Here is a 17,683-nt window from a genome sequence, read left to right on the forward strand (position 1 = left end):
CCCGCAGCCCGAGAGGCTGCGGGGCCGTTCGCGTCAGCGTCAGCGTTCGCGTCGCTCAGTCGCGGTGCCGGGCCGAACCCGGTGCGTCGGCGGACTCCTCGTCGGAGAGCGGTCGGGCGACCGGGATCTTGCTGCCCAGCACCTGCGCGACGACGTCGCGGGCGATGGTCTGCGGTGTCAGCCCGACCTCCTCGAGGATCTCGGCCCTCGAACCATGCGCCAGGAACTCGTCGGGGAGACCGAGTTCGGTGACGGCGGTGTCCACTCCGGCCTCCCGGAGGTCCTGCCGGATCCGGGTCCCGATGCCGCCCACCCGGACGCCGTCCTCGATGGTCACCACGAGACGATGAGACGCCGCCAGGTCGATGACTGAACGGGCCACCGGCACGACCCAGCGCGGGTCGACGACCGTGGCGCCGATGCCCTGGTCGGCGAGACGGGCGGCGACGTCGAGCCCCACCGTGGCCATGGGGCCGACGCAGACCAGGAGGACGTCGTGGCGGTCGCCCCGGTGCAGCACGTCGACGCCGTCGGCCAGTCGCTCGACGGCGTCGTGCTCCGTGCCGACGCTGCCCTTCGAGAACCGGACGACCGTCGGGGCGTCGGTGACGGCGACAGCCTCCCGGAGCTCCTCGCGGAGGCGCGTGGCGTCACGCGGCGCCGCCAGACGGATGTGCGGAACGATCTGCAGGAGCGCGAGGTCCCACATTCCATGGTGACTCGGGCCGTCGGGGCCGGTGACGCCGGCTCGATCGAGGACGAACGTCACACCCGCCTGATGCAGGCCGACGTCCATGAGGATCTGGTCGAACGCACGGTTGACGAACGTCGCGTAGAGCGCCACGACCGGATGCAGCCCTCCGAAGGCGAGGCCGGCGGCGCTCGTGACGGCGTGCTGTTCGGCGATCCCCACGTCGAGCACCCGCCCCGGGAACCGCTCGGCGAGCTTGTGGAGACCGACGGGGCGCAGCATGGCGGCGGTGATGCCCACGACCGTGGCGTCGCGCTCGGCGATCGACACGATCTCATCGGCGAAGACCGAGGTCCACGACGGGGCGCCCGTGGCCGCGATCGGCTCCCCCGTCTCGGGGTCGATCTGACCCACGGCGTGGAACTGATCGGCGACATCGGCTCGGGCGGGGTCGTAGCCCCGGCCCTTCTCCGTGATCGCGTGGACGATGACCGGCGTGCCGTAGTTCTTGGCCTGCTGGAGCGCCTCCTCCATCGCCGTCTGGTCGTGTCCGTCGACCGGGCCGACGTACTTGATGTCGAGGTTCGAGTACAGCGCCTCGTTGTTCGTGAAGCGACTGAGGAAACCGTGGAGCCCGCCTCTCACGCCACGATAGAAGGCCCGCCCCGGGTGACCCAGGTGATCGAAGAACGCCCGACTGCCCCGGTGCATGTCCCGGTACGTGCTGCGGGTGCGGACGGTGTTCAGGAACCGCGCCATGCCGCCGATCGTCGGCGCGTACGACCGGCCGTTGTCGTTCACGACGATGATGAGGCGGCGATCGTTGTCGTCGGAGATGTTGTTGAGGGCCTCCCAGGTCATGCCGCCGGTGAGAGCACCGTCGCCGACCACGGCCACGACGTGCCGGTCGGACTGACCCGTGAGCTGGAACGCACGCGAGATGCCGTCCGCCCACGAGAGCGAACTCGATGCATGCGAGCTCTCGACGATGTCGTGCTCGGACTCCGATCGCTGGGGGTATCCGGCGAGTCCGCCCCGCAGGCGGAGACGCGTGAAGTCCTGACGGCCGGTGAGGAGCTTGTGCACGTACGACTGGTGTCCCGTGTCGAAGACGATGGCGTCGTGCGGAGACTGGAAGACCCGATGAAGCGCGAGGGTGAGCTCGACGACGCCGAGGTTCGGACCGAGGTGGCCACCCGTCTTGGAGACCTCGGCGACGAGGAATCGTCTGATCTCGCCCGCGAGCTCGACCATCTGGTCGTCCGTCAGTCGGTCGAGATCACGTGGTCCGCTGATCGTTTCGAGCAGGCTCATACCGGCTTCCCTTCCACGCCCCCGAGGGCATCGGTTCAGTCTAGGCACCGAGGGTGCGGAGAACGGGAGAGACCCCCGACCACCGGCATGTCGCGGGGGCGGGGGCCTCTCGGATCGGCCAGGCTCAGACCAGGCTGCGGAGCACGTACTGCAGGATGCCGCCGTTGCGGTAGTAGTCGGCCTCACCCGGAGTGTCGATGCGGACGACCGCGTCGAACTCGACGACGGCCTTGCCCTCGGGCGAGTGGGCGGTCGGGCTGGCGACCACATGCACCGTCTTCGGCGTGGTGCCGGAGTTGAGCGCCTCGAGACCGGTGATGCTGATGGACTCGCTGCCGTCGAGGCCCAGCGACTCCCAGCTCGCACCGGCCGGGAACTGCAGGGGGACGACGCCCATGCCGATCAGATTCGAACGGTGGATCCGCTCGAAGCTCTCGGTGATGACGGCCTTGACCCCGAGGAGGCTCGTGCCCTTCGCGGCCCAGTCGCGGGATGATCCCGACCCGTACTCCTTGCCGCCCAGGATCACGAGCGGGGTGCCAGCCTCCTGGTAGTGCGCGCTGGCGTCGTAGATGAACGCCTGAGGGGCGTCCGGGAGGGTGAAGTCCCGCGTGTAACCGCCTTCGACGCCGTCCAGCAGCTGGTTCTTCAGACGGATGTTCGCGAACGTGCCGCGGATCATGACCTCGTGGTTGCCTCGACGGGATCCGTAGGAGTTGAAGTCCTTGCGATCGACGCCGTGCTCGGCGAGGTAGTGCCCGGCGGGACTGTCGACCTTGATCGACCCGGCGGGGCTGATGTGATCGGTGGTGACCGAGTCGCCGAGCTTGGCCAGGACGCGAGCGTCGAGGATGTCGGTGACGGGCGTCGTCTCGATGGTCATGCCGTCGAAGTACGGAGGCTTCCGCACGTACGTCGACTGCTCGTCCCACTCGAAGGTGGCTCCCGTGGGGGTCGGCAGCGACCGCCACCGCTCGTCGCCGTCGAACACGCCGGCGTACTCGTGCGTGAACATGTCCGTGTCGATCGACTCGTCGATGGTCTTCTGCACCTCGGCGGCGTCGGGCCAGATGTCGGAGAGGTAGACGTCGCCCCCCTCGGAGTCCGTGCCCAGCGCGTCGTTCTCGAAGTCGAAGTTCATCGAACCGGCGAGTGCGTACGCGATGACGAGCGGCGGGCTCGCCAGGTAGTTCATCTTGACGTCGGGGTTGATCCGCCCCTCGAAGTTGCGGTTGCCCGACAGGACGGCGGTCACGGCGAGGTCGTTGTCCTGGACGGCCGTCGAGATCTCGTCGATCAGCGGACCGGAGTTGCCGATGCAGGTCGTGCAGCCGTAGCCGACGGTGTAGAACCCCAGGTCTTCGAGGTAGGCCGTGAGACCGGCCTTCTCGTAGTAGTCCGTCACGACCTTCGAACCGGGTGCGAGGGTCGTCTTGACCCACGGCTTCGCCTTGAGGCCCTTCTGACTGGCGTTGCGCGCGAGGAGACCCGCGGCCAGCATGACCGACGGGTTAGAGGTGTTCGTGCAGGAGGTGATGGCCGCGATGGCGACCGCACCATGGTCGATCGTGAACTCGCGGCCGTCGTCCAGGGTGACGGGAGTCGGCTTCGACGTCTTGGCCGGGGCGTGCGACGTGTGAACGTGCGTCGGAGCCTCGGTCGCGTCGTCCTCTGCGGTCAGACCGATCGGGTCGGAAGCGGGGAAGGTGCCCTCGACCGCCGCGTCGACGCTCGTGTGATCGGTGGTCGCATAGGCGCCGAGGTCGACCTCGAACTGCGACTTGGCGGAGGTGAGCTCGATGCGGTCCTGCGGGCGCTTGGGCCCGGCGATGGAGGGGACCACGGTCGCGAGGTCGAGCTCGAGGTACTCGCTGAAGACGGGTTCGACCGAGGGGTCGTGCCACAGTCCCTGCAGCTTCGAGTACTTCTCGACCAGCTCGATCTGCTCGTCGCTGCGACCGGTCAGGCGGAGGTAGTCGAGCGTGACGTCGTCGATCGGGAAGATCGCCGCCGTCGACCCGAACTCGGGGCTCATGTTGCCGATCGTGGCGCGGTTGGCGAGCGGGACCTCGGCGACGCCTTCGCCGTAGAACTCGACGAACTTGCCGACCACCCCGTGCTGGCGCAGCTGCTGCGTGATGGTGAGGACGACGTCGGTCGCCGTGACGCCCGTCGGGATCGCGCCGCTCAGCTTGAAGCCGACGACACGTGGGATCAGCATCGACACCGGCTGACCGAGCATGGCCGCCTCGGCCTCGATCCCGCCGACTCCCCAGCCGAGCACGCCCAGGCCGTTGACCATGGTGGTGTGCGAGTCCGTGCCGACGAGCGTGTCCGGGTAGGCCTGGAGGACCGTGCCGCCGTCGGCCGTCGCCACGTCGCGGCTGTAGGTGACACGGGCCAGGTACTCGATGTTGACCTGGTGCACGATGCCGGTTCCCGGCGGCACGACCTTGAAGTCGTCGAACGCCGTCTGTCCCCAGCGGAGGAACTGGTACCGCTCGCCGTTGCGCTCGTACTCGATCTCGACGTTGCGCTCGAGGGCGTTCTCGCTGCCGAAGAGGTCGGCGATGACCGAGTGATCGATGACGAGCTCGGCCGGCGCGAGCGGGTTGATCTTCGTGGGATCGCCCCCGAGCGCCGAGACGGCCTCGCGCATGGTGGCGAGGTCGACGATGCAGGGCACGCCGGTGAAGTCCTGCATGACGACGCGAGCAGGCGAGAACTGGATCTCGGTGTCGGGCTCTGCGCTCGGCTGCCAGGAGCCGAGGGCGCGGATCTGCTCACCCGTCACGTTCGCACCGTCTTCGGTGCGGAGGAGGTTCTCGAGCAGGACCTTCAGGCTGAACGGCAGCCTCTCCGCTCCGTCGACCGCGTCGATGCGGTAGACCTCGTAGTCGGTGCCCCCGACCCTCAGCGAATCCTTCGAACCGAAACTGTTGATTGCAGACACGTGCCGTCTCCCTTGCTGACTCCGTCGTCATCATGGTCGCTGGTCGGATGCCGCACCAGCGAGGCAAGCCTAAGTCCGAAGACGGTCCATGAGCCGACGTCGTCGATTTATCTCGATGTCGAGATAAATGTACCACCGAGCGAGGCGGGAGGCGTTCAGCGTCCAGGCGCGTCGCGGTCGACGTCGGCCTCGAGACGGCCGCGGTAGACCGTCCGCACGAGCAGCCAGGTGACCCAGAGGACGGCGGCGTAGAGCGGCACCCCCATCACGAGCTTCACGGTCGCCAGGGCCGCGATCTCGCCGGAGAAGAAGAGCGGGAGCTGCACCGCGAGGCGCCCGGCGAACAGACCGCACCAGAGCCACGTCGTGGCGACCAGCACCCGTCGCTTCGCCCGATCGCGGCGCCAGGCGGAGCCTTCGTTGGTGAGGAGACCGACGACGATCCCGATGACCGGCCACCGCACGGCGATGCTCACGAGGAGGCCGAGCAGGGAGACGGCGTTAACGACGAGACCCGGGATGAAGTTGCCCTCGGCCCGACCGCTCAGCAGGGCGATGGCAGCCGAGAGCGCAATCCCCAGGACGCCGGCGAGGGCCTGCGCCACCGGGCCCTTCTGAAGGACCCGCGCCACGACGAACAGGACCGCGACTCCGACGGGGATGAGCACCGACGGCACGAGGCTGGCCGTCAGCGTGTAGACGACGACGAAGCCGAGCCCCGGGAGGATGGATTCGGCGAGCCCGCGCACCCCGCCGATGGCGGCGAGCAGTGCGCCTGCCGTCGGCACCTCACCCGGCGCGACCTGTCCGATGCCCGCCTTGCCGGCCGCCGCTCGGAGTTGAGCCGCCAGCGAGACGCGGGGGTCGTCGTCGGGCGAGCCGCTGTCCGCCGCGGGGCGGCCGTCGTCGATCACGGGTTTCAGACCTGCGACGGAGTGGTGCCCGGCGCGTCGGTGGGACCGGCCTTGGGCATGGAGAGGGGGATGAGGTCACGAGGCGCCATCGGACTGGTGCCCCTGACCACGACGATGCTCCGGAAGAGCTCCTCGATCTTCGCGGCGGCCTCGTCATCGACGGTGGCGTCGCCGGCGATGACCCCGCGGAGGAACCAGCGGGGACCATCCACACCGATGAACCGTGCGAGCCGTGTGTGACCGGGGTCGCCTCCCATCACGGGGATCTCGGCCCGCACCTCGGGACCGAACGGACCATCGACCTCCCTGGTCGCGCCTCCCTGGCGTTGGATCTGCTCGGAGATCTGCCCCCGGATCTCGTTCCACAGGCCGGCGCTGCGCGGGGCTGCGAAGGGCTGCACCTGCAGCGTGGACTTCGCGAAGTCGAGACCCACGGCGACGACCCGCTTGCTGCCCTCCTCGACCTCGAGCCGCAGGTGCAGACCCTCTCGAGGGACGATCTTCACGCCGCCGAGGTCCACGTACGGTCGGACGGGATTCGCCTCGGTCTCATCGAGGGGGCCCTCGTCCGCCCGGTCGGCCGGTGCGGACTTCGAGTCGTCGAACACCTCGACGTCGTCCAGACCGCTGACGTCGATCTCGACGTCGTCGCCGTCGACCTGCTCGACGTCGATCTCGACCTCGGCCGCCTGCTGTGCGCGCTTTGACTTCCTCATGCTGTTGCCGCTCCTGTCTGCTGTGCGTAGCCCGTCGATCCGAACCCGCCATCGCCGCGGACGCTCTCGGGGAGCGTCTCGACCGGCACGAACGTCGCCCTCACGATCGGGACGATGACGAGCTGCGCGATCTTGTCGCCGACGGCGATCTCGTGATCGTGCTCGACGTCGGTGTTGAGCAACGCGACCTTGATCTCGCCGCGGTACCCCGCATCGACCGTGCCCGGGCTGTTGACCACCGTGATGCCGTGCTTGGCCGCGAGACCGCTGCGCGGGACGACGAACGCGGCGTGCCCCTCGGGCAGCGCGATGCGCACGCCGGTGCCCACGAGGGCGCGGCGCCCGGCCCTGAGGGTGAGCGCCTCCGTCGACACGAGGTCGGCACCGGCGTCCCCGGGGTGCGAGTAGTTCGGCACGAACGCGGAGCCGGAGGCCCCGTCGACCGCGATCTGGACGTCCAGGGTCTGAATCACGTGTCGAGGGTAGTGCAGAAGTCTGGTCGAATGGACTCATGCACAACTACCGCGAGCGGCTGTCCCCGCCGGTCACCGTCTTCGTCGCCTCCGCCCTGCTGCTGCCGGCGACCCTGCTGGTGTTCCTCCCGATCAACGTCACCGTGGGCATCGTCATGGCCGTCGTCTTCTACGTCGGGGCGGTCGTCGCCCTCGTCTTCGGCTCTCCCGTCCTGGCGATCGACGACGAGGGCCTCTCTGCCGGGCGCGCCCGACTGCACGCGCACGAGATCGGAGAGGTCACGGCGTTCCGTGGCGCCGCCGCGACAGCGGAAAGAGGGCCCCTGCTCGACGCGCGAGCATGGACCCTCTTCAGAGGATGGGTGAAGCCGGTCGTCAAGATCGAGCTGACCGACCCGACGGACCCGGCACCCTACTGGTTGGTGTCGACCCGTCGACCCGACGAGGTCGTCGACCTCCTGACGTCGATCAGGCGGCGCACTCCCGGCAGATAGCCCCGAGCTTGGTCTCGTGGTCGAGCTGCGACCGGTGCTTCACCAGGAAGCACTCGACGCAGGTGAACTCGTCGACCTGCGGCGGCAGCACCACGACGTCGAGGTCGAGGTCGGAGAGATCCTGACCGGCGAGTTCGAACGAACCCGGGTTGTCGGCGTCGTCGTCCACGACGCCGGTCATCTTGTCGGGGACCCGCTCCTTGAGCCCCTCGATCGACTCCGAGTCGTCGTCGTTCTTGCGAGGTGCGTCGTAGTCGGTTGCCATGCCCATCCAGTTCTATTACGTTCGTGTACCCAATTCGGCGCGCACAGTTTGCATGACTCGTTCCCGAATAGCAAACCGGTCGGCAGGGCCTCCCGGGCGCCTCGGAGGAACTGGCGGCACGCCCGTTCTATTCCCCGGTTGAACGCCCTCGGCGTGCGAGTCTTACGGGCGAATCACGACGGCGAAAGGCGTGGGACATGCAGGATCTGAGGGTCATCGGAGTCGAGAGCGGTGCGCTGCTCGTCGCGACCGACGGCGGGAGCGAATACCGCCTCCCCGTCACGCACTCGCTCCACACGCATCTGCGCGCCGCCGCACCCGACGGCTCCCCCGCGGAGCGGAAGGCGCCGCCCCGCGAGATCCAGGCGCACATCCGTGCGGGCCTGACGTCCGAGCAGGTGTCCGCCGCCACCGGAGCCGACCTCGCCTACATCCGTCGGTTCGAGGGCCCCGTCCTGGCCGAGCGCGCCTTCGTGCTGGAGACGGCTCTCGCCGTCACCGTCACGGTCGCGGACGCCACGGAGTCCGACAGCGGATCCTCGACCTTCGGGAGCGTCATCGAGGCTCGTCTCGACTCGGCCGAGGCGACCGACCGCGAGTGGACGAGCTACAAGGACGTCGATCAGGGGTGGGTCGTCCACGTCTCGTACGTCACCCGCGAGGTCGCGCGGGACGCCACCTGGCGTTTCGACCCCAAGAAGCTCCTCCTCGCGCCGTCCGGCGGCGACGCGAACACCCTGTCGCAGCACCGAGAGGACATCGGGCCTCTGGCTCCCCGTCTGCGAGCCGTGGATCGCGAACCGGCCACGACGTCCGGTCGTTTCGACAGCGGAGCATTCGTCGTCGACGTCGCTCCCGAACCCGAGGTCGAGCCGGAGTCGGCACCGACGTCGGAACCCGACCGTCGCCGGGGGGACACGCGATCCCCGGCAGCCGTCGCGGCGACGAACCGGGCCCCCGACCCGACGTCCTCGCACAACCAGACCGCCGACCTGCTCGAGGCGCTCCGCCGTCGCCGGGGCGAGCGGGAGTCGGCCCGGTTCTCGGATGACGACGCCGCGGCCCACCCGTCGGCCGGGTCGATCCGCATCATCGACGTCCCTCTCGACGACTTCGGACTCCCGGAGGGCTCGACCGAGTCGGCCCCCGAGGCGGATCACGACGCGACCCCCGACGCGGGCTCCTCGCCGCTGTACCCGATCGCAGGGGCTCCCCGCACGGGTCGACCGCGTCGCCCCGGCGCCATCCCTCCCGTCACCCCCCTGCCGGCCGGTGGCAAGAAGGGCCGTGGACGCGCCTCGATGCCGAGCTGGGACGAGATCGTCTTCGGCGCCCGGTCGGACGACGACCAGTGACCGGCAGTTCCTGACCCTCGGTCAGCGCGCGTAGGCCGCGAGACGCCGCAGCGGCACCTGCGTCTCGTCCGACGACCAGCTCCCATGCTGGCCGATCATCGAGCCGGCGACTCCCCCGGTGGTGCGACCGTCGTAGTAGACGACGCCCCGGCGCGCCGCGACCAGCACGTCGCCGATCCGCGGCAGCACGTCGGGGTGCACGGGTCCGAACCAGTCGGCCTCGACGGCCTGCTCCCGGGTGACGACCCAGGCACGCTCCGATTCGGCGTCCCGCCAGGCGGCGAGCGTCGCGGCCCGGCGCTCCTCCGACGCATCGGGCTCGAAGTGCAGCTGAAGACACCGCGGCTCGCCGGCGACGTGCCGGACCCCGTCGACGAGCTCCGGCCGGTCTCCGAAGACGATGCGGCGGCGTTCGCCGACGTCGAGGATCCCGTGATCGGCCGTCACGAGGAGGCCCGTGCCTGCGCCGAGTCCGTCGCCGAGACGACGGATCTCGGCGTCCAGCTCCTCGAGCGCCGTCGTCCACTCGGGCGACTCCCACCCCGCCCGGTGGGCGATCATGTCGAGCTCCGGGACGTAGAGGTACACCAGGGAGGCGCGGGTCGACTCCGCCAGATCGCGCGCCCGGTCGAAGCGGTCACCCATCGACTCGGCCGAGACGTACGTCGCGCCGGAGAGGATCGCCTCGGTGAGCCCCGAGGCGGCGTAGCGCCTCGGACCGACCGCGAAGCTCGTCACCCCGGCATCGGCCGCCCGCTCGAAGACCGTGCTGCTGCGCTGCCACACGTCGGGCCGCATGCCGGAGTCCCAGCCGGAGAGCTGCTTGACCACCCGGTCTCGATCCGCATCGAGGACGGAGTACCCCACGAGACCGTGCTCGCCGGGCAGGACACCGGTCATCAGGGTCGTGAGTGCGGCGGCGGTCGTCGTCGGGAAGCCCGACCAGATGCTGCCCCCCGGCGCGGCCGCGAGGGTCCGGGCATGGCCCTTCCGGGCACCGAGCGCCGAGCTTCCCAGGCCGTCCACGAGGAGGACGATGGCCGAGACGGCCGGCGGGAGACGGAGGGGATTGTCGGCCCCGGCGAGAGAGGACACCACCGCCGGCAGCACGTCGGCGAGGGTCACGGCGTGCGGGGGGCGCCCCGGTACGATGGACGTCATCGGCACCAGTCTGCCACAGCCGAACCATCCATCCGAGGTGCTTCGCGCCTCCTGCCCCTGAGAAGCGCATGACGACGACCGACACCCTCTCCAGCCCCGACGACGGCGAACGCATCGAGGACATCGACGTCTCGCTCGAGATGCAGGGATCGTTCCTCGAATACGCCTACTCGGTCATCTACTCGCGTGCCCTGCCCGACGCCCGTGACGGCCTCAAGCCCGTGCAGCGGCGCATCCTCTACCAGATGTCCGAGATGGGCCTGCGTCCCGATCGCGGTCACGTGAAGAGCGCTCGAGTCGTCGGCGAGGTCATGGGCAAGCTGCACCCGCACGGCGACACGGCGATCTACGACGCGATGGTCCGCCAGGCGCAGCCCTTCACCATGCGCGTGCCGCTCATCGACGGACACGGCAACTTCGGCTCGCTCGACGACGGCCCGGCCGCGCCCCGGTACACGGAGGCCCGTCTGGCCGAGGCGTCGCTGGCCATGACGCAGAGCCTCGGCGAGGACGTCGTCGACTTCGTGCCGAACTACGACAACCAGCTCATGCAGCCCGAGGTCCTGCCCGCGGCGTTCCCCAATCTCCTGGTCAACGGCGCCAGCGGCATCGCGGTCGGAATGGCGACGAACATGGCTCCGCACAACCTCATCGAGGTCGTGAGCGCCGCGCGGCACCTGATCGACCATCCCGGTGCGAGCCTCGACGACCTGATGGCCTTCGTGCCGGGGCCCGACCTGCCCACGGGCGGGACGATCTCGGGGCTCGCCGGAGTCCGGGATGCGTACGCGACCGGTCGAGGCAGCTTCAAGACGCGGGCGAAGGTCGCGGTCGAGAGCATCACGGCGAGGAAGAACGGCCTCGTGGTCACCGAGCTCCCCTACCTGGTCGGACCCGAGAAGGTCATCGAGAAGATCAAGGACGGCGTCCAGGCCAAGAAGCTCACGGGCATCACCGACGTCACCGATCTCACCGACCACAAGCACGGGCTGCGTCTCGTCATCGGCATCAAGACGGGTTTCAGCCCGCAGGCGGTCCTCGAGCAGCTCTACCGCTACACGCCGCTCGAAGACGGCTTCAGCATCAACAACGTCGCCCTCGTCGAGGGACAGCCGCGCACACTCGGTCTCAAGGAGATGCTCGAGGTCTACGTGGCGCACCGGGTCGAGGTGGTGACCCGTCGGACGCGCTATCGACTCGCGAAGAAGGAGGACCGCCTCCACCTGGTCGAGGGTCTGCTCATCGCGATCGTCGACATCGACGAGGTCATCCAGGTCATCAGGACGAGCGACGACACCGCCGCGGCCCGGGCTCGCCTCCGTGAGGTGTTCGACCTCAGCGAGATCCAGGCCGAGTACATCCTCGATCTGCAGCTCCGCAGACTCACGAAGTTCAGCCGCATCGAGCTGGAGGCGGAGCGGGACGACCTGCTGGCCGCGATCGCCGATCTGCGGGCGCTGCTGGCCGACAAGCGTCGACTGCGGGCCCTCGTCTCCACCGAGCTCGGCGAGATCGCCGAGCAGTTCGGGACCCCGCGCCGGACGCTGCTCACCGAGGCGGCGCCGAGCGTCGCGACCGTCGGTCGAGGCGGGAAGAAGGCACCCGTGCTCGAGATCGCCGACACCCCGACCCGGGTCTTCCTCTCGACGACCGGACGCATCCTGCGGGTCGATCACCAGGACCCGGAATCGGGGGCTCCCACTCCCCCGGCACGGCGCACGAAGCACGACGCCATCCTGTCGTCGATCGACACGACGAGCCGGACGGAGATCGGCGCGGTCACCTCGCTCGGGCGCCTCATCCGGTTCACCCCGGTCGATCTGCCCTCCGTGCCCCCCACCTCGGTGCAGCTCGGCGCCGGCGTGCCCGTGCGCGACTACATCGGTCTGACCGACCGGGGCGAGCGCGTCCTCGCCCTGGTCTCGCTGACGGCGGACCGAGCCATAGCCCTCGGCACGGCTCGTGGCGTCGTCAAACGCGTCTCCCCCGGGCAGTACCCGTCACGGCCCGACTTCCCCGTGATCACGCTGAAGAAGGGCGACTCGGTCGTCGGCGTCGCCCAGGGCGCCGACGACGACGAGCTCGTCTTCGTCTCGTCGTCGACCCAGCTGCTGAGGTTCCCGGCGGCGACGGTCCGACCGCAGGGGCCCGCCGGTGGCGGGGTCGCCGGGATCAACCTCCCCGACTCGTCGACGGTCATCTTCTTCGGTGCTGTCCCCGCCGGCCACGACGCCGTCGTCGTCACCGTGTCGAGCAGCGCTTCGACCATCGCGGGCACCGATCCGGGCCGAGGGAAGATCAGCGCCTTCGACGAGTACCCCGGCAAGGGGCGCGCGACGGGCGGGGTCCGTGCGCACGCCCTGCTGAAGGGCGAGGACGGGCTGACACTGGCCTGGGTCGGGCCGGCCCCGGCCAGAGCGGTCGGGACCGACGGCGGGGTGCGAGAGCTCCCCGCCGACACGTCGCGCCGCGACGCCTCAGGTGTTCCCCTGTCGGCTGAGATCGGGTCCGTCGGGGCCTCCGTGGCCCACATCACCGACTCCGCGACCGGTGCCGAGGCGGGTGCCGACGCCCCCGACGCGACGACGGCGCCCGTGACGGGCGACGAGGCGTAGATCGATCCGCTCGTGCGGCGGACGGCTCGCATGCCACCCGTCGCACGAGACCGACGACCGCGTCGGCGGGAGCTGCGGCTCGGTCGGCGTCTGCGCGGGTGTCAGACGTCGATGCGGTCGCGACTGAGACCCGCGCCGTCGATGATGAACTCCTTGCGCGGGGCGACCTCGTTGCCCATCAGGAGCTCGAACACGCGCGCCGCATTCTCGGCGTCATCGACCTTGACGCGTCGCAGCATGCGGTTCTGACGCTCCATCGTCGTCGTCCGGAGCTGCTCGGCGTCCATCTCACCGAGACCCTTGTACCGCTGGATCGGATCCTGGAACTTCTTGCTGGTGCGCTTCAGCCCGGCGAGCACCCCGTGGAGCTCCTTCTCGGAGTACGTGTAGATCGTCTCGTTGGGCTTGCTCCCGGGGTGCATGACGACCACTCGATGGAGGGGCGGCACGGCCGCGAAGACCCGACCAGCCTCGATCATCGGACGCATGTACCGGAAGAAGAGCGTCAGGAGCAACGTGCGGATGTGCGCACCGTCGACGTCGGCGTCGCTCATGATGATGACCTTGCCGTACCGAGCCGCGCTGAGGTCGAAGGACCGGCCGGACCCCGCACCGAGGACCTGGATGATGGAGGCGCACTCGACGTTCGAGAGCATGTCGCTGACCGAGGCCTTCTGGACGTTCAGGATCTTCCCTCGGATGGGCAGAAGAGCCTGGAACTCGCTGTTGCGAGCGACCTTCGCCGTCCCCAGCGCCGAATCCCCCTCCACGATGAAGAGCTCGCTGCTGGCGACGTCGTTCGAGCGGCAGTCGACGAGCTTCGCGGGCAGCGAGGAGTTCTCGAGGGCGTTCTTGCGTCGTTGCGTCTCCTTGTGGGCGCGCGCGGCGATGCGCGACTTCATCTCGGCGACGACCTTGTCGAGCACGAGGGCCGTCTGCGCCTTGTCCTCGCGCCGCGTCGAGGCGAAGCGCTCGGCGAACTGCGTGGCCACGACGTTGGCGACGATCGCACGGACCGCGGGAGTGCCGAGGATCTCCTTCGTCTGCCCTTCGAACTGGGGTTCGGGCAGTCGGACGGTCAGGACGGCGGTCAGACCGGCGAGCACATCGTCCTTGTCGATCTTGTCGGTGCCGACCTTGAGTCGACGGGCGTTCTGCTCGACCTGCTGCCGGAGGAACCTCAGGAGGCCGGCTTCGAACCCCGCCTGGTGCGAACCGCCCTTCGGCGTCGAGATGATGTTGACGAAGCTGCGGAAGACGGTCTCGTAACCGCCGCCCCAGCGGAGCGCGATGTCGACCTCGCACTCGCGGGTCAGCTCGGTGGCCACCATCGCACCGCCGTCCGTCAGCACCGGGACCGTCTCGGTGTACGACCCCGTGCCCGTCATGCGCCAGGTGTCGGTCACGGGCGCGTCGGGAGCCAGGAACTCGACGTACTCGCTGATCCCCCCGTCGAACCGGAACGTGCTCTCGAGAGGGAAGCCGCCGTCCGTCAGCGATCCGGGCCGCTCGTCGCGGATCCGGAGCGTGAGACCCGGGATGAGGAAGGCCGTCTGGCGCGCGCGGCCGGTGAGGTCGTCGGGCTGGAAGGCCGCGCCGCGGGTGAAGATCTGACGGTCGGCCCAATAGCGGATGCGCGTTCCGGTGACCCCGCGCTTCACCTTGCCCGTCTCGCGGAGGACGCTGCCGGACACGAACGGGGTGAACGGGGCGTCCGGCGTCGGCTCGCCGTCGTCCTCGAAGGTACCCGGCTCGCCGCGACGGAACGACATGGCGTAGGTCTTGCCGTTGCGGTCGACCTCGACGTCGAGCCGCTCCGAGAGGGCGTTCACGACGGAGGCTCCGACGCCGTGCAGACCTCCGGAGGAGCCGTACGAACCGCCGCCGAACTTGCCTCCGGCGTGCAGCTTCGTGAAGACGACCTCGACGCCGGTCAGTCCCGTCTTGGGCTCGATGTCGACCGGGATGCCCCGGGCGGTGTCTCGGACCTCGACGCTGTCGTCGGCATGCAGGACGACGTCGATCGAGTCTCCGTGCCCCCCGAGGGCCTCGTCGACGGAGTTGTCGATGATCTCCCAGAGGCAGTGCATGAGACCGCGGGAGTCCGTGCTGCCGATGTACATGCCGGGTCGCTTGCGGACCGCCTCGAGGCCCTCGAGGACGGACAGATGACGGGCCGAGTAGTCGGACGTGGCCAATGGGTGCTCCTGACGCGTGCGGGCGACCGCGGACGGGGAATTCCGGAGGCGGTGGCCGGGTTCAATGGTAACGAGGGGCACCGACACGGTCGCCCCGACACTCTCTCGTCATCGAGCAGCTACGCGATGAGCGAAATACGTCCGAATGTCTCACCTTAGTCTCGTGGGCGTGTTTTGATGAGTGTCACGTATCCACAGCACCACCGTCAGGAGGAGCACCCCATGACTCAGATGGCCACCGACCAGACCGCCGTCGATGAGCTCGGCTCCCGCTACCAGCTCAGTGCGGCAGACCGCTGCGACAGCTGCGGAGCCCAGGCGTACATCCGTGCGACCCTGGCAACCGGACAGCTCTTCTTCTGCGCACACCACGGCGCCAAGTTGAAGGACAAGCTGCAGCCGACCGCGATCGAGTGGCTCGACGAGAGCTCGAAGCTCTCGGAGCACTGATCCAGGGCTCTGCCCGGCGATCACGACGGAGAAGCCCGCATCCTCACCGAGGATGCGGGCTTCTCCGTCGTCACATCGCCTTGAAGGACCGCTCGAGGTTGTCGGCGATCACCCGTTGCGATGCCGCGGCGTAGCGATCGAGCTTCTCATGCGCCTCGGTGATCGCATAGGAGATGCCCCGACGCGAGAGCGCTGATCTGAGGACCCTGTCGGTCAGTGCCGGGTTCAGAGGCAGCAACGGACCCTTGAGCTGTGTGCCGAAGGACGTCCCCCGCACGACGCCCTCGTGTCCGTCGGCACCGTTGCCGCCACCGTGGACGACGCGCGCGAAGGGCTGCGAGCCCGTGCCCAGCTCGAGATGAGCGGCGTGATCCTCGAAGCCGAAGAGCGTGAGCTCATCGCCGCCGTAGGTCGTCGTCACCTGGAAGTAGTTCGTCCGACGAGGGGCTCCTCGTCGGACCAGCGCGTCGAAGAAGCCCACCCCGTCGACCGTCTCGCCCTCGACCGTGACGACTCCGCGCGTCAGGAGTTCGAGCCCTCCGCCGACCGCGACCACGGGTACCCCCGACTGAGCGAATCCCTCGAGGGACTCACGGAGACGTGTCGCGTCGGCGCTGACGGCTCGGACCCCGGAGAGCGGACCGTGACCGAGCAGGACGACGTCGGCCACCGTCGGCACACCGTCACCGACCCGGTACTCGGTCACCTCGGACGCGATGCCCGCTCGGCGGGCTCGCTCCACGAGCGTCGTGACGTTCCCGCGGTCTCCGCTGACGCCGAGCTCCTCAGGGTAGAGGTGGACGATTCTCAGGACATCGTCGCTCACGCGCTCTTCTCCAGGTCGGGGTGGCCCAGGATGCGGCGTGCCAGCATCATCTGCTCGTAGTTCGTCACGAAGTGCTTCGTCTTGTCGCTGGGTGAAGGCAGCGCCCGCATCAATCTGATCGCCTTCGAGATGTCCTCTTCGATCACGTGGACGGGGATGCCCTCGTGCTCGAGCCGCAGCGCCAGCTGCCATGCCTTGGCACCCGCCAGGACGTCGACGTGGTCGAGGTGCGAGAAGTCGATGTCGTAGATCCACGAGATGTCGGGGGTGCCCTCATCGATGGCCAGCATCACCTGCTCGACGCCCTGCGGGAGAGCATCGAGGTTCATCTGCAGACTGGCTGCGTTCTTGAACATGATGAACTCGGCGTCGTCCGTGCCGAGGGACATGCGCTCTCCGCGGCCGTAAGCCGGCTTCATGCCGTCGAACGCCCGAGCCGCCGCGACGGCGTCGATCGATCCACCGAGCACGACTGCCGCGGTCTGAAGGGCCGCTGCGGCGTCGACGGCGTAGTGCAGACCTCGGGCGGGGAGCTGGACCTCGACGGTCACATCACCGACGCGGATCGTCGCTGCGGCGCCGTCGAGGGCGACGACCTCGGCCTCTGCGGCGAGAGTCTGGTCGGCGCTCCGCGTGAAGTCGTTCGCGTTCTGCAGACCGTTGGGCGACGCGGCGACGATCTCGGGCGACGCACCGAAGCGGGTGACGGTCTGGCCGGGGCGCGCCACGTACGGCCCGAGGTGCTGGTCGTCGCGATTGGTGACGACGGCCTGCGAGGCCAGAGCGGCCGTGTCGGTCATCATCGTGCCGACGCGCTCGGTCTCGAAGAAGCGGTACAGCTGATCGACCTGGACGTTGAGCATCAGCACGGTCGAGGGGTTCAACGACTTGGTCAGCTCGACGGCGAAGGCCTCGTCGACCTCGATGACCCCGATGTCGTGCTTGACGTCGCCGAACGGCGTGACCTCGCGGAGGAACGCCGAGGCGATGCCCTGGGGGAGGTTGGCCCCGGTCGGATTGGTGAACACCGAGAGACCGTGGGCTCGCAGCGTCTCGGTCAGCATCATGGTCGTGGTCGACTTGCCGTTGGAGCCGAGCACGAAGACCACGCCACGCTCGAACTGCGACGAGACGTGCGTGAGGAAGTCGGGTGCCAGTGCCAGAACAGTTCGGCCCGGGTAGGCGGAGCCACCGCCTCGGAGACGCGCGACAGCGCGGACGAGCCTGCCCGCGAGAACGGGGACGACGTACTTCACGG

14 protein-coding genes are annotated in these 17,683 nt (G+C 69.0%); 4 read left to right on the top strand and 10 right to left on the bottom strand.

Annotated features, from left to right (window positions below; all coding sequences use genetic code 11):
• Nucleotides 1-55 precede the first annotated feature (55 nt).
• The 5 genes from dxs to dut all read right to left on the bottom strand — a co-directional run bounded on the left by dxs (nucleotide 56) and on the right by dut (nucleotide 7,037).
• Nucleotides 56-2,005, bottom strand: a complete 1,950-nt coding sequence (gene dxs, locus ASF89_RS08305) for a 1-deoxy-D-xylulose-5-phosphate synthase (RefSeq protein WP_055797204.1) — start codon at nucleotides 2,003-2,005, stop codon at nucleotides 56-58.
• A gap of 124 nt (nucleotides 2,006-2,129) precedes the next feature.
• Complete coding sequence (gene acnA, locus ASF89_RS08310) at nucleotides 2,130-4,958, bottom strand: aconitate hydratase AcnA (protein ID WP_055813733.1); 2,829 nt, start codon at nucleotides 4,956-4,958, stop codon at nucleotides 2,130-2,132.
• A 155-nt stretch (nucleotides 4,959-5,113) separates the two neighbouring features.
• The gene (locus ASF89_RS08315) at nucleotides 5,114-5,872 is read right to left on the bottom strand and encodes a DUF3159 domain-containing protein (RefSeq protein WP_055797196.1); all 759 of its coding nucleotides are present in this window, start codon (nucleotides 5,870-5,872) and stop codon (nucleotides 5,114-5,116) included.
• Nucleotides 5,873-5,877: 5 nt separating this feature from the next.
• Entirely contained in the window at nucleotides 5,878-6,588 is a 711-nt protein-coding gene (locus ASF89_RS08320; RefSeq protein ID WP_082489887.1) for a DUF3710 domain-containing protein, read from the bottom strand.
• A complete protein-coding gene (gene dut / locus ASF89_RS08325; RefSeq protein WP_156357365.1) occupies nucleotides 6,585-7,037 on the bottom strand; it encodes a dUTP diphosphatase in 453 nt (150 codons plus the stop codon). Before dut ends, ASF89_RS08320 begins: the two co-directional genes overlap by 4 nt.
• A 62-nt stretch (nucleotides 7,038-7,099) precedes the next feature.
• Here dut and ASF89_RS08330 point away from each other — a divergent pair, with 62 nt between their 5' ends.
• Nucleotides 7,100-7,555, top strand: a complete 456-nt coding sequence (locus ASF89_RS08330) for a DUF3093 domain-containing protein (protein WP_055813736.1) — start codon at nucleotides 7,100-7,102, stop codon at nucleotides 7,553-7,555.
• Here the strand turns inward: ASF89_RS08330 and ASF89_RS08335 are convergent.
• Complete coding sequence (locus ASF89_RS08335) at nucleotides 7,530-7,820, bottom strand: DUF4193 domain-containing protein (protein ID WP_055798422.1); 291 nt, start codon at nucleotides 7,818-7,820, stop codon at nucleotides 7,530-7,532. The two genes, ASF89_RS08330 and ASF89_RS08335, sit on opposite strands and share 26 nt — an antisense overlap.
• A 197-nt stretch (nucleotides 7,821-8,017) precedes the next feature.
• Here ASF89_RS08335 and sepH point away from each other — a divergent pair, with 197 nt between their 5' ends.
• Nucleotides 8,018-9,175 carry a septation protein SepH gene (sepH, locus tag ASF89_RS08340; protein ID WP_055797190.1) on the top strand — a complete coding sequence of 386 codons (1,158 nt, stop codon included), beginning with the start codon at nucleotides 8,018-8,020 and terminating at the stop codon, nucleotides 9,173-9,175.
• 21 nt (nucleotides 9,176-9,196) lie between these two features.
• Here the strand turns inward: sepH and ASF89_RS08345 are convergent, their stop codons facing one another.
• Entirely contained in the window at nucleotides 9,197-10,336 is a 1,140-nt protein-coding gene (locus ASF89_RS08345) for an alkaline phosphatase family protein (protein ID WP_055797186.1), read from the bottom strand.
• 68 nt (nucleotides 10,337-10,404) lie between these two features.
• On the opposite strand from ASF89_RS08345, the gene ASF89_RS08350 reads away from it, so the two are divergent.
• The gene (locus ASF89_RS08350; protein ID WP_055813739.1) at nucleotides 10,405-12,951 is read left to right on the top strand and encodes a DNA topoisomerase (ATP-hydrolyzing) subunit A; all 2,547 of its coding nucleotides are present in this window, start codon (nucleotides 10,405-10,407) and stop codon (nucleotides 12,949-12,951) included.
• A gap of 101 nt (nucleotides 12,952-13,052) precedes the next feature.
• Here the strand turns inward: ASF89_RS08350 and ASF89_RS08355 are convergent, their stop codons facing one another.
• Nucleotides 13,053-15,149, bottom strand: coding sequence for a type IIA DNA topoisomerase subunit B (locus tag ASF89_RS08355; RefSeq protein WP_055813741.1), 2,097 nt, complete (start codon nucleotides 15,147-15,149; stop codon nucleotides 13,053-13,055).
• A gap of 222 nt (nucleotides 15,150-15,371) precedes the next feature.
• Between ASF89_RS08355 and ASF89_RS08360 the strand changes: the two genes are divergently transcribed.
• Nucleotides 15,372-15,599: a hypothetical protein gene (locus ASF89_RS08360; RefSeq protein ID WP_055798417.1), complete on the top strand. Its 228-nt coding sequence runs from the start codon at nucleotides 15,372-15,374 to the stop codon at nucleotides 15,597-15,599.
• A gap of 70 nt (nucleotides 15,600-15,669) precedes the next feature.
• Here the strand turns inward: ASF89_RS08360 and ASF89_RS08365 are convergent, their stop codons facing one another.
• A complete protein-coding gene (locus ASF89_RS08365) occupies nucleotides 15,670-16,425 on the bottom strand; it encodes a type 1 glutamine amidotransferase (protein WP_055813744.1) in 756 nt (251 codons plus the stop codon).
• On the bottom strand, nucleotides 16,422-17,681 hold the full coding sequence (locus ASF89_RS08370; RefSeq protein WP_055813747.1) for a MurT ligase domain-containing protein: 1,260 nt from the start codon (nucleotides 17,679-17,681) through the stop codon (nucleotides 16,422-16,424). The genes ASF89_RS08365 and ASF89_RS08370 overlap by 4 nt, the downstream gene beginning before the upstream one ends.
• Between the last annotated feature and the right edge of the window lie 2 nt (nucleotides 17,682-17,683).

The sequence above is a fragment of the Frigoribacterium sp. Leaf172 genome, assembly GCF_001424285.1.
GTDB lineage: Bacteria > Actinomycetota > Actinomycetes > Actinomycetales > Microbacteriaceae > Frigoribacterium.

What these genes read in the sequence shown, in the direction of transcription:
- ASF89_RS08330 (WP_055813736.1), top strand. Translation starts at nt 7,100, where the DNA reads ATGCACAACTACCGCGAGCGGCTGTCCCCGCCGGTCACCGTCTTCGTC.
- ASF89_RS08345 (WP_055797186.1), bottom strand. Translation starts at nt 10,336, where the DNA reads ATGACGTCCATCGTACCGGGGCGCCCCCCGCACGCCGTGACCCTCGCC.
- ASF89_RS08350 (WP_055813739.1), top strand. Translation starts at nt 10,405, where the DNA reads ATGACGACGACCGACACCCTCTCCAGCCCCGACGACGGCGAACGCATC.
- dxs (WP_055797204.1), bottom strand. Translation starts at nt 2,005, where the DNA reads ATGAGCCTGCTCGAAACGATCAGCGGACCACGTGATCTCGACCGACTG.
- ASF89_RS08360 (WP_055798417.1), top strand. Translation starts at nt 15,372, where the DNA reads ATGACTCAGATGGCCACCGACCAGACCGCCGTCGATGAGCTCGGCTCC.
- sepH (WP_055797190.1), top strand. Translation starts at nt 8,018, where the DNA reads ATGCAGGATCTGAGGGTCATCGGAGTCGAGAGCGGTGCGCTGCTCGTC.
- ASF89_RS08335 (WP_055798422.1), bottom strand. Translation starts at nt 7,820, where the DNA reads ATGGCAACCGACTACGACGCACCTCGCAAGAACGACGACGACTCGGAG.
- ASF89_RS08320 (WP_082489887.1), bottom strand. Translation starts at nt 6,588, where the DNA reads ATGAGGAAGTCAAAGCGCGCACAGCAGGCGGCCGAGGTCGAGATCGAC.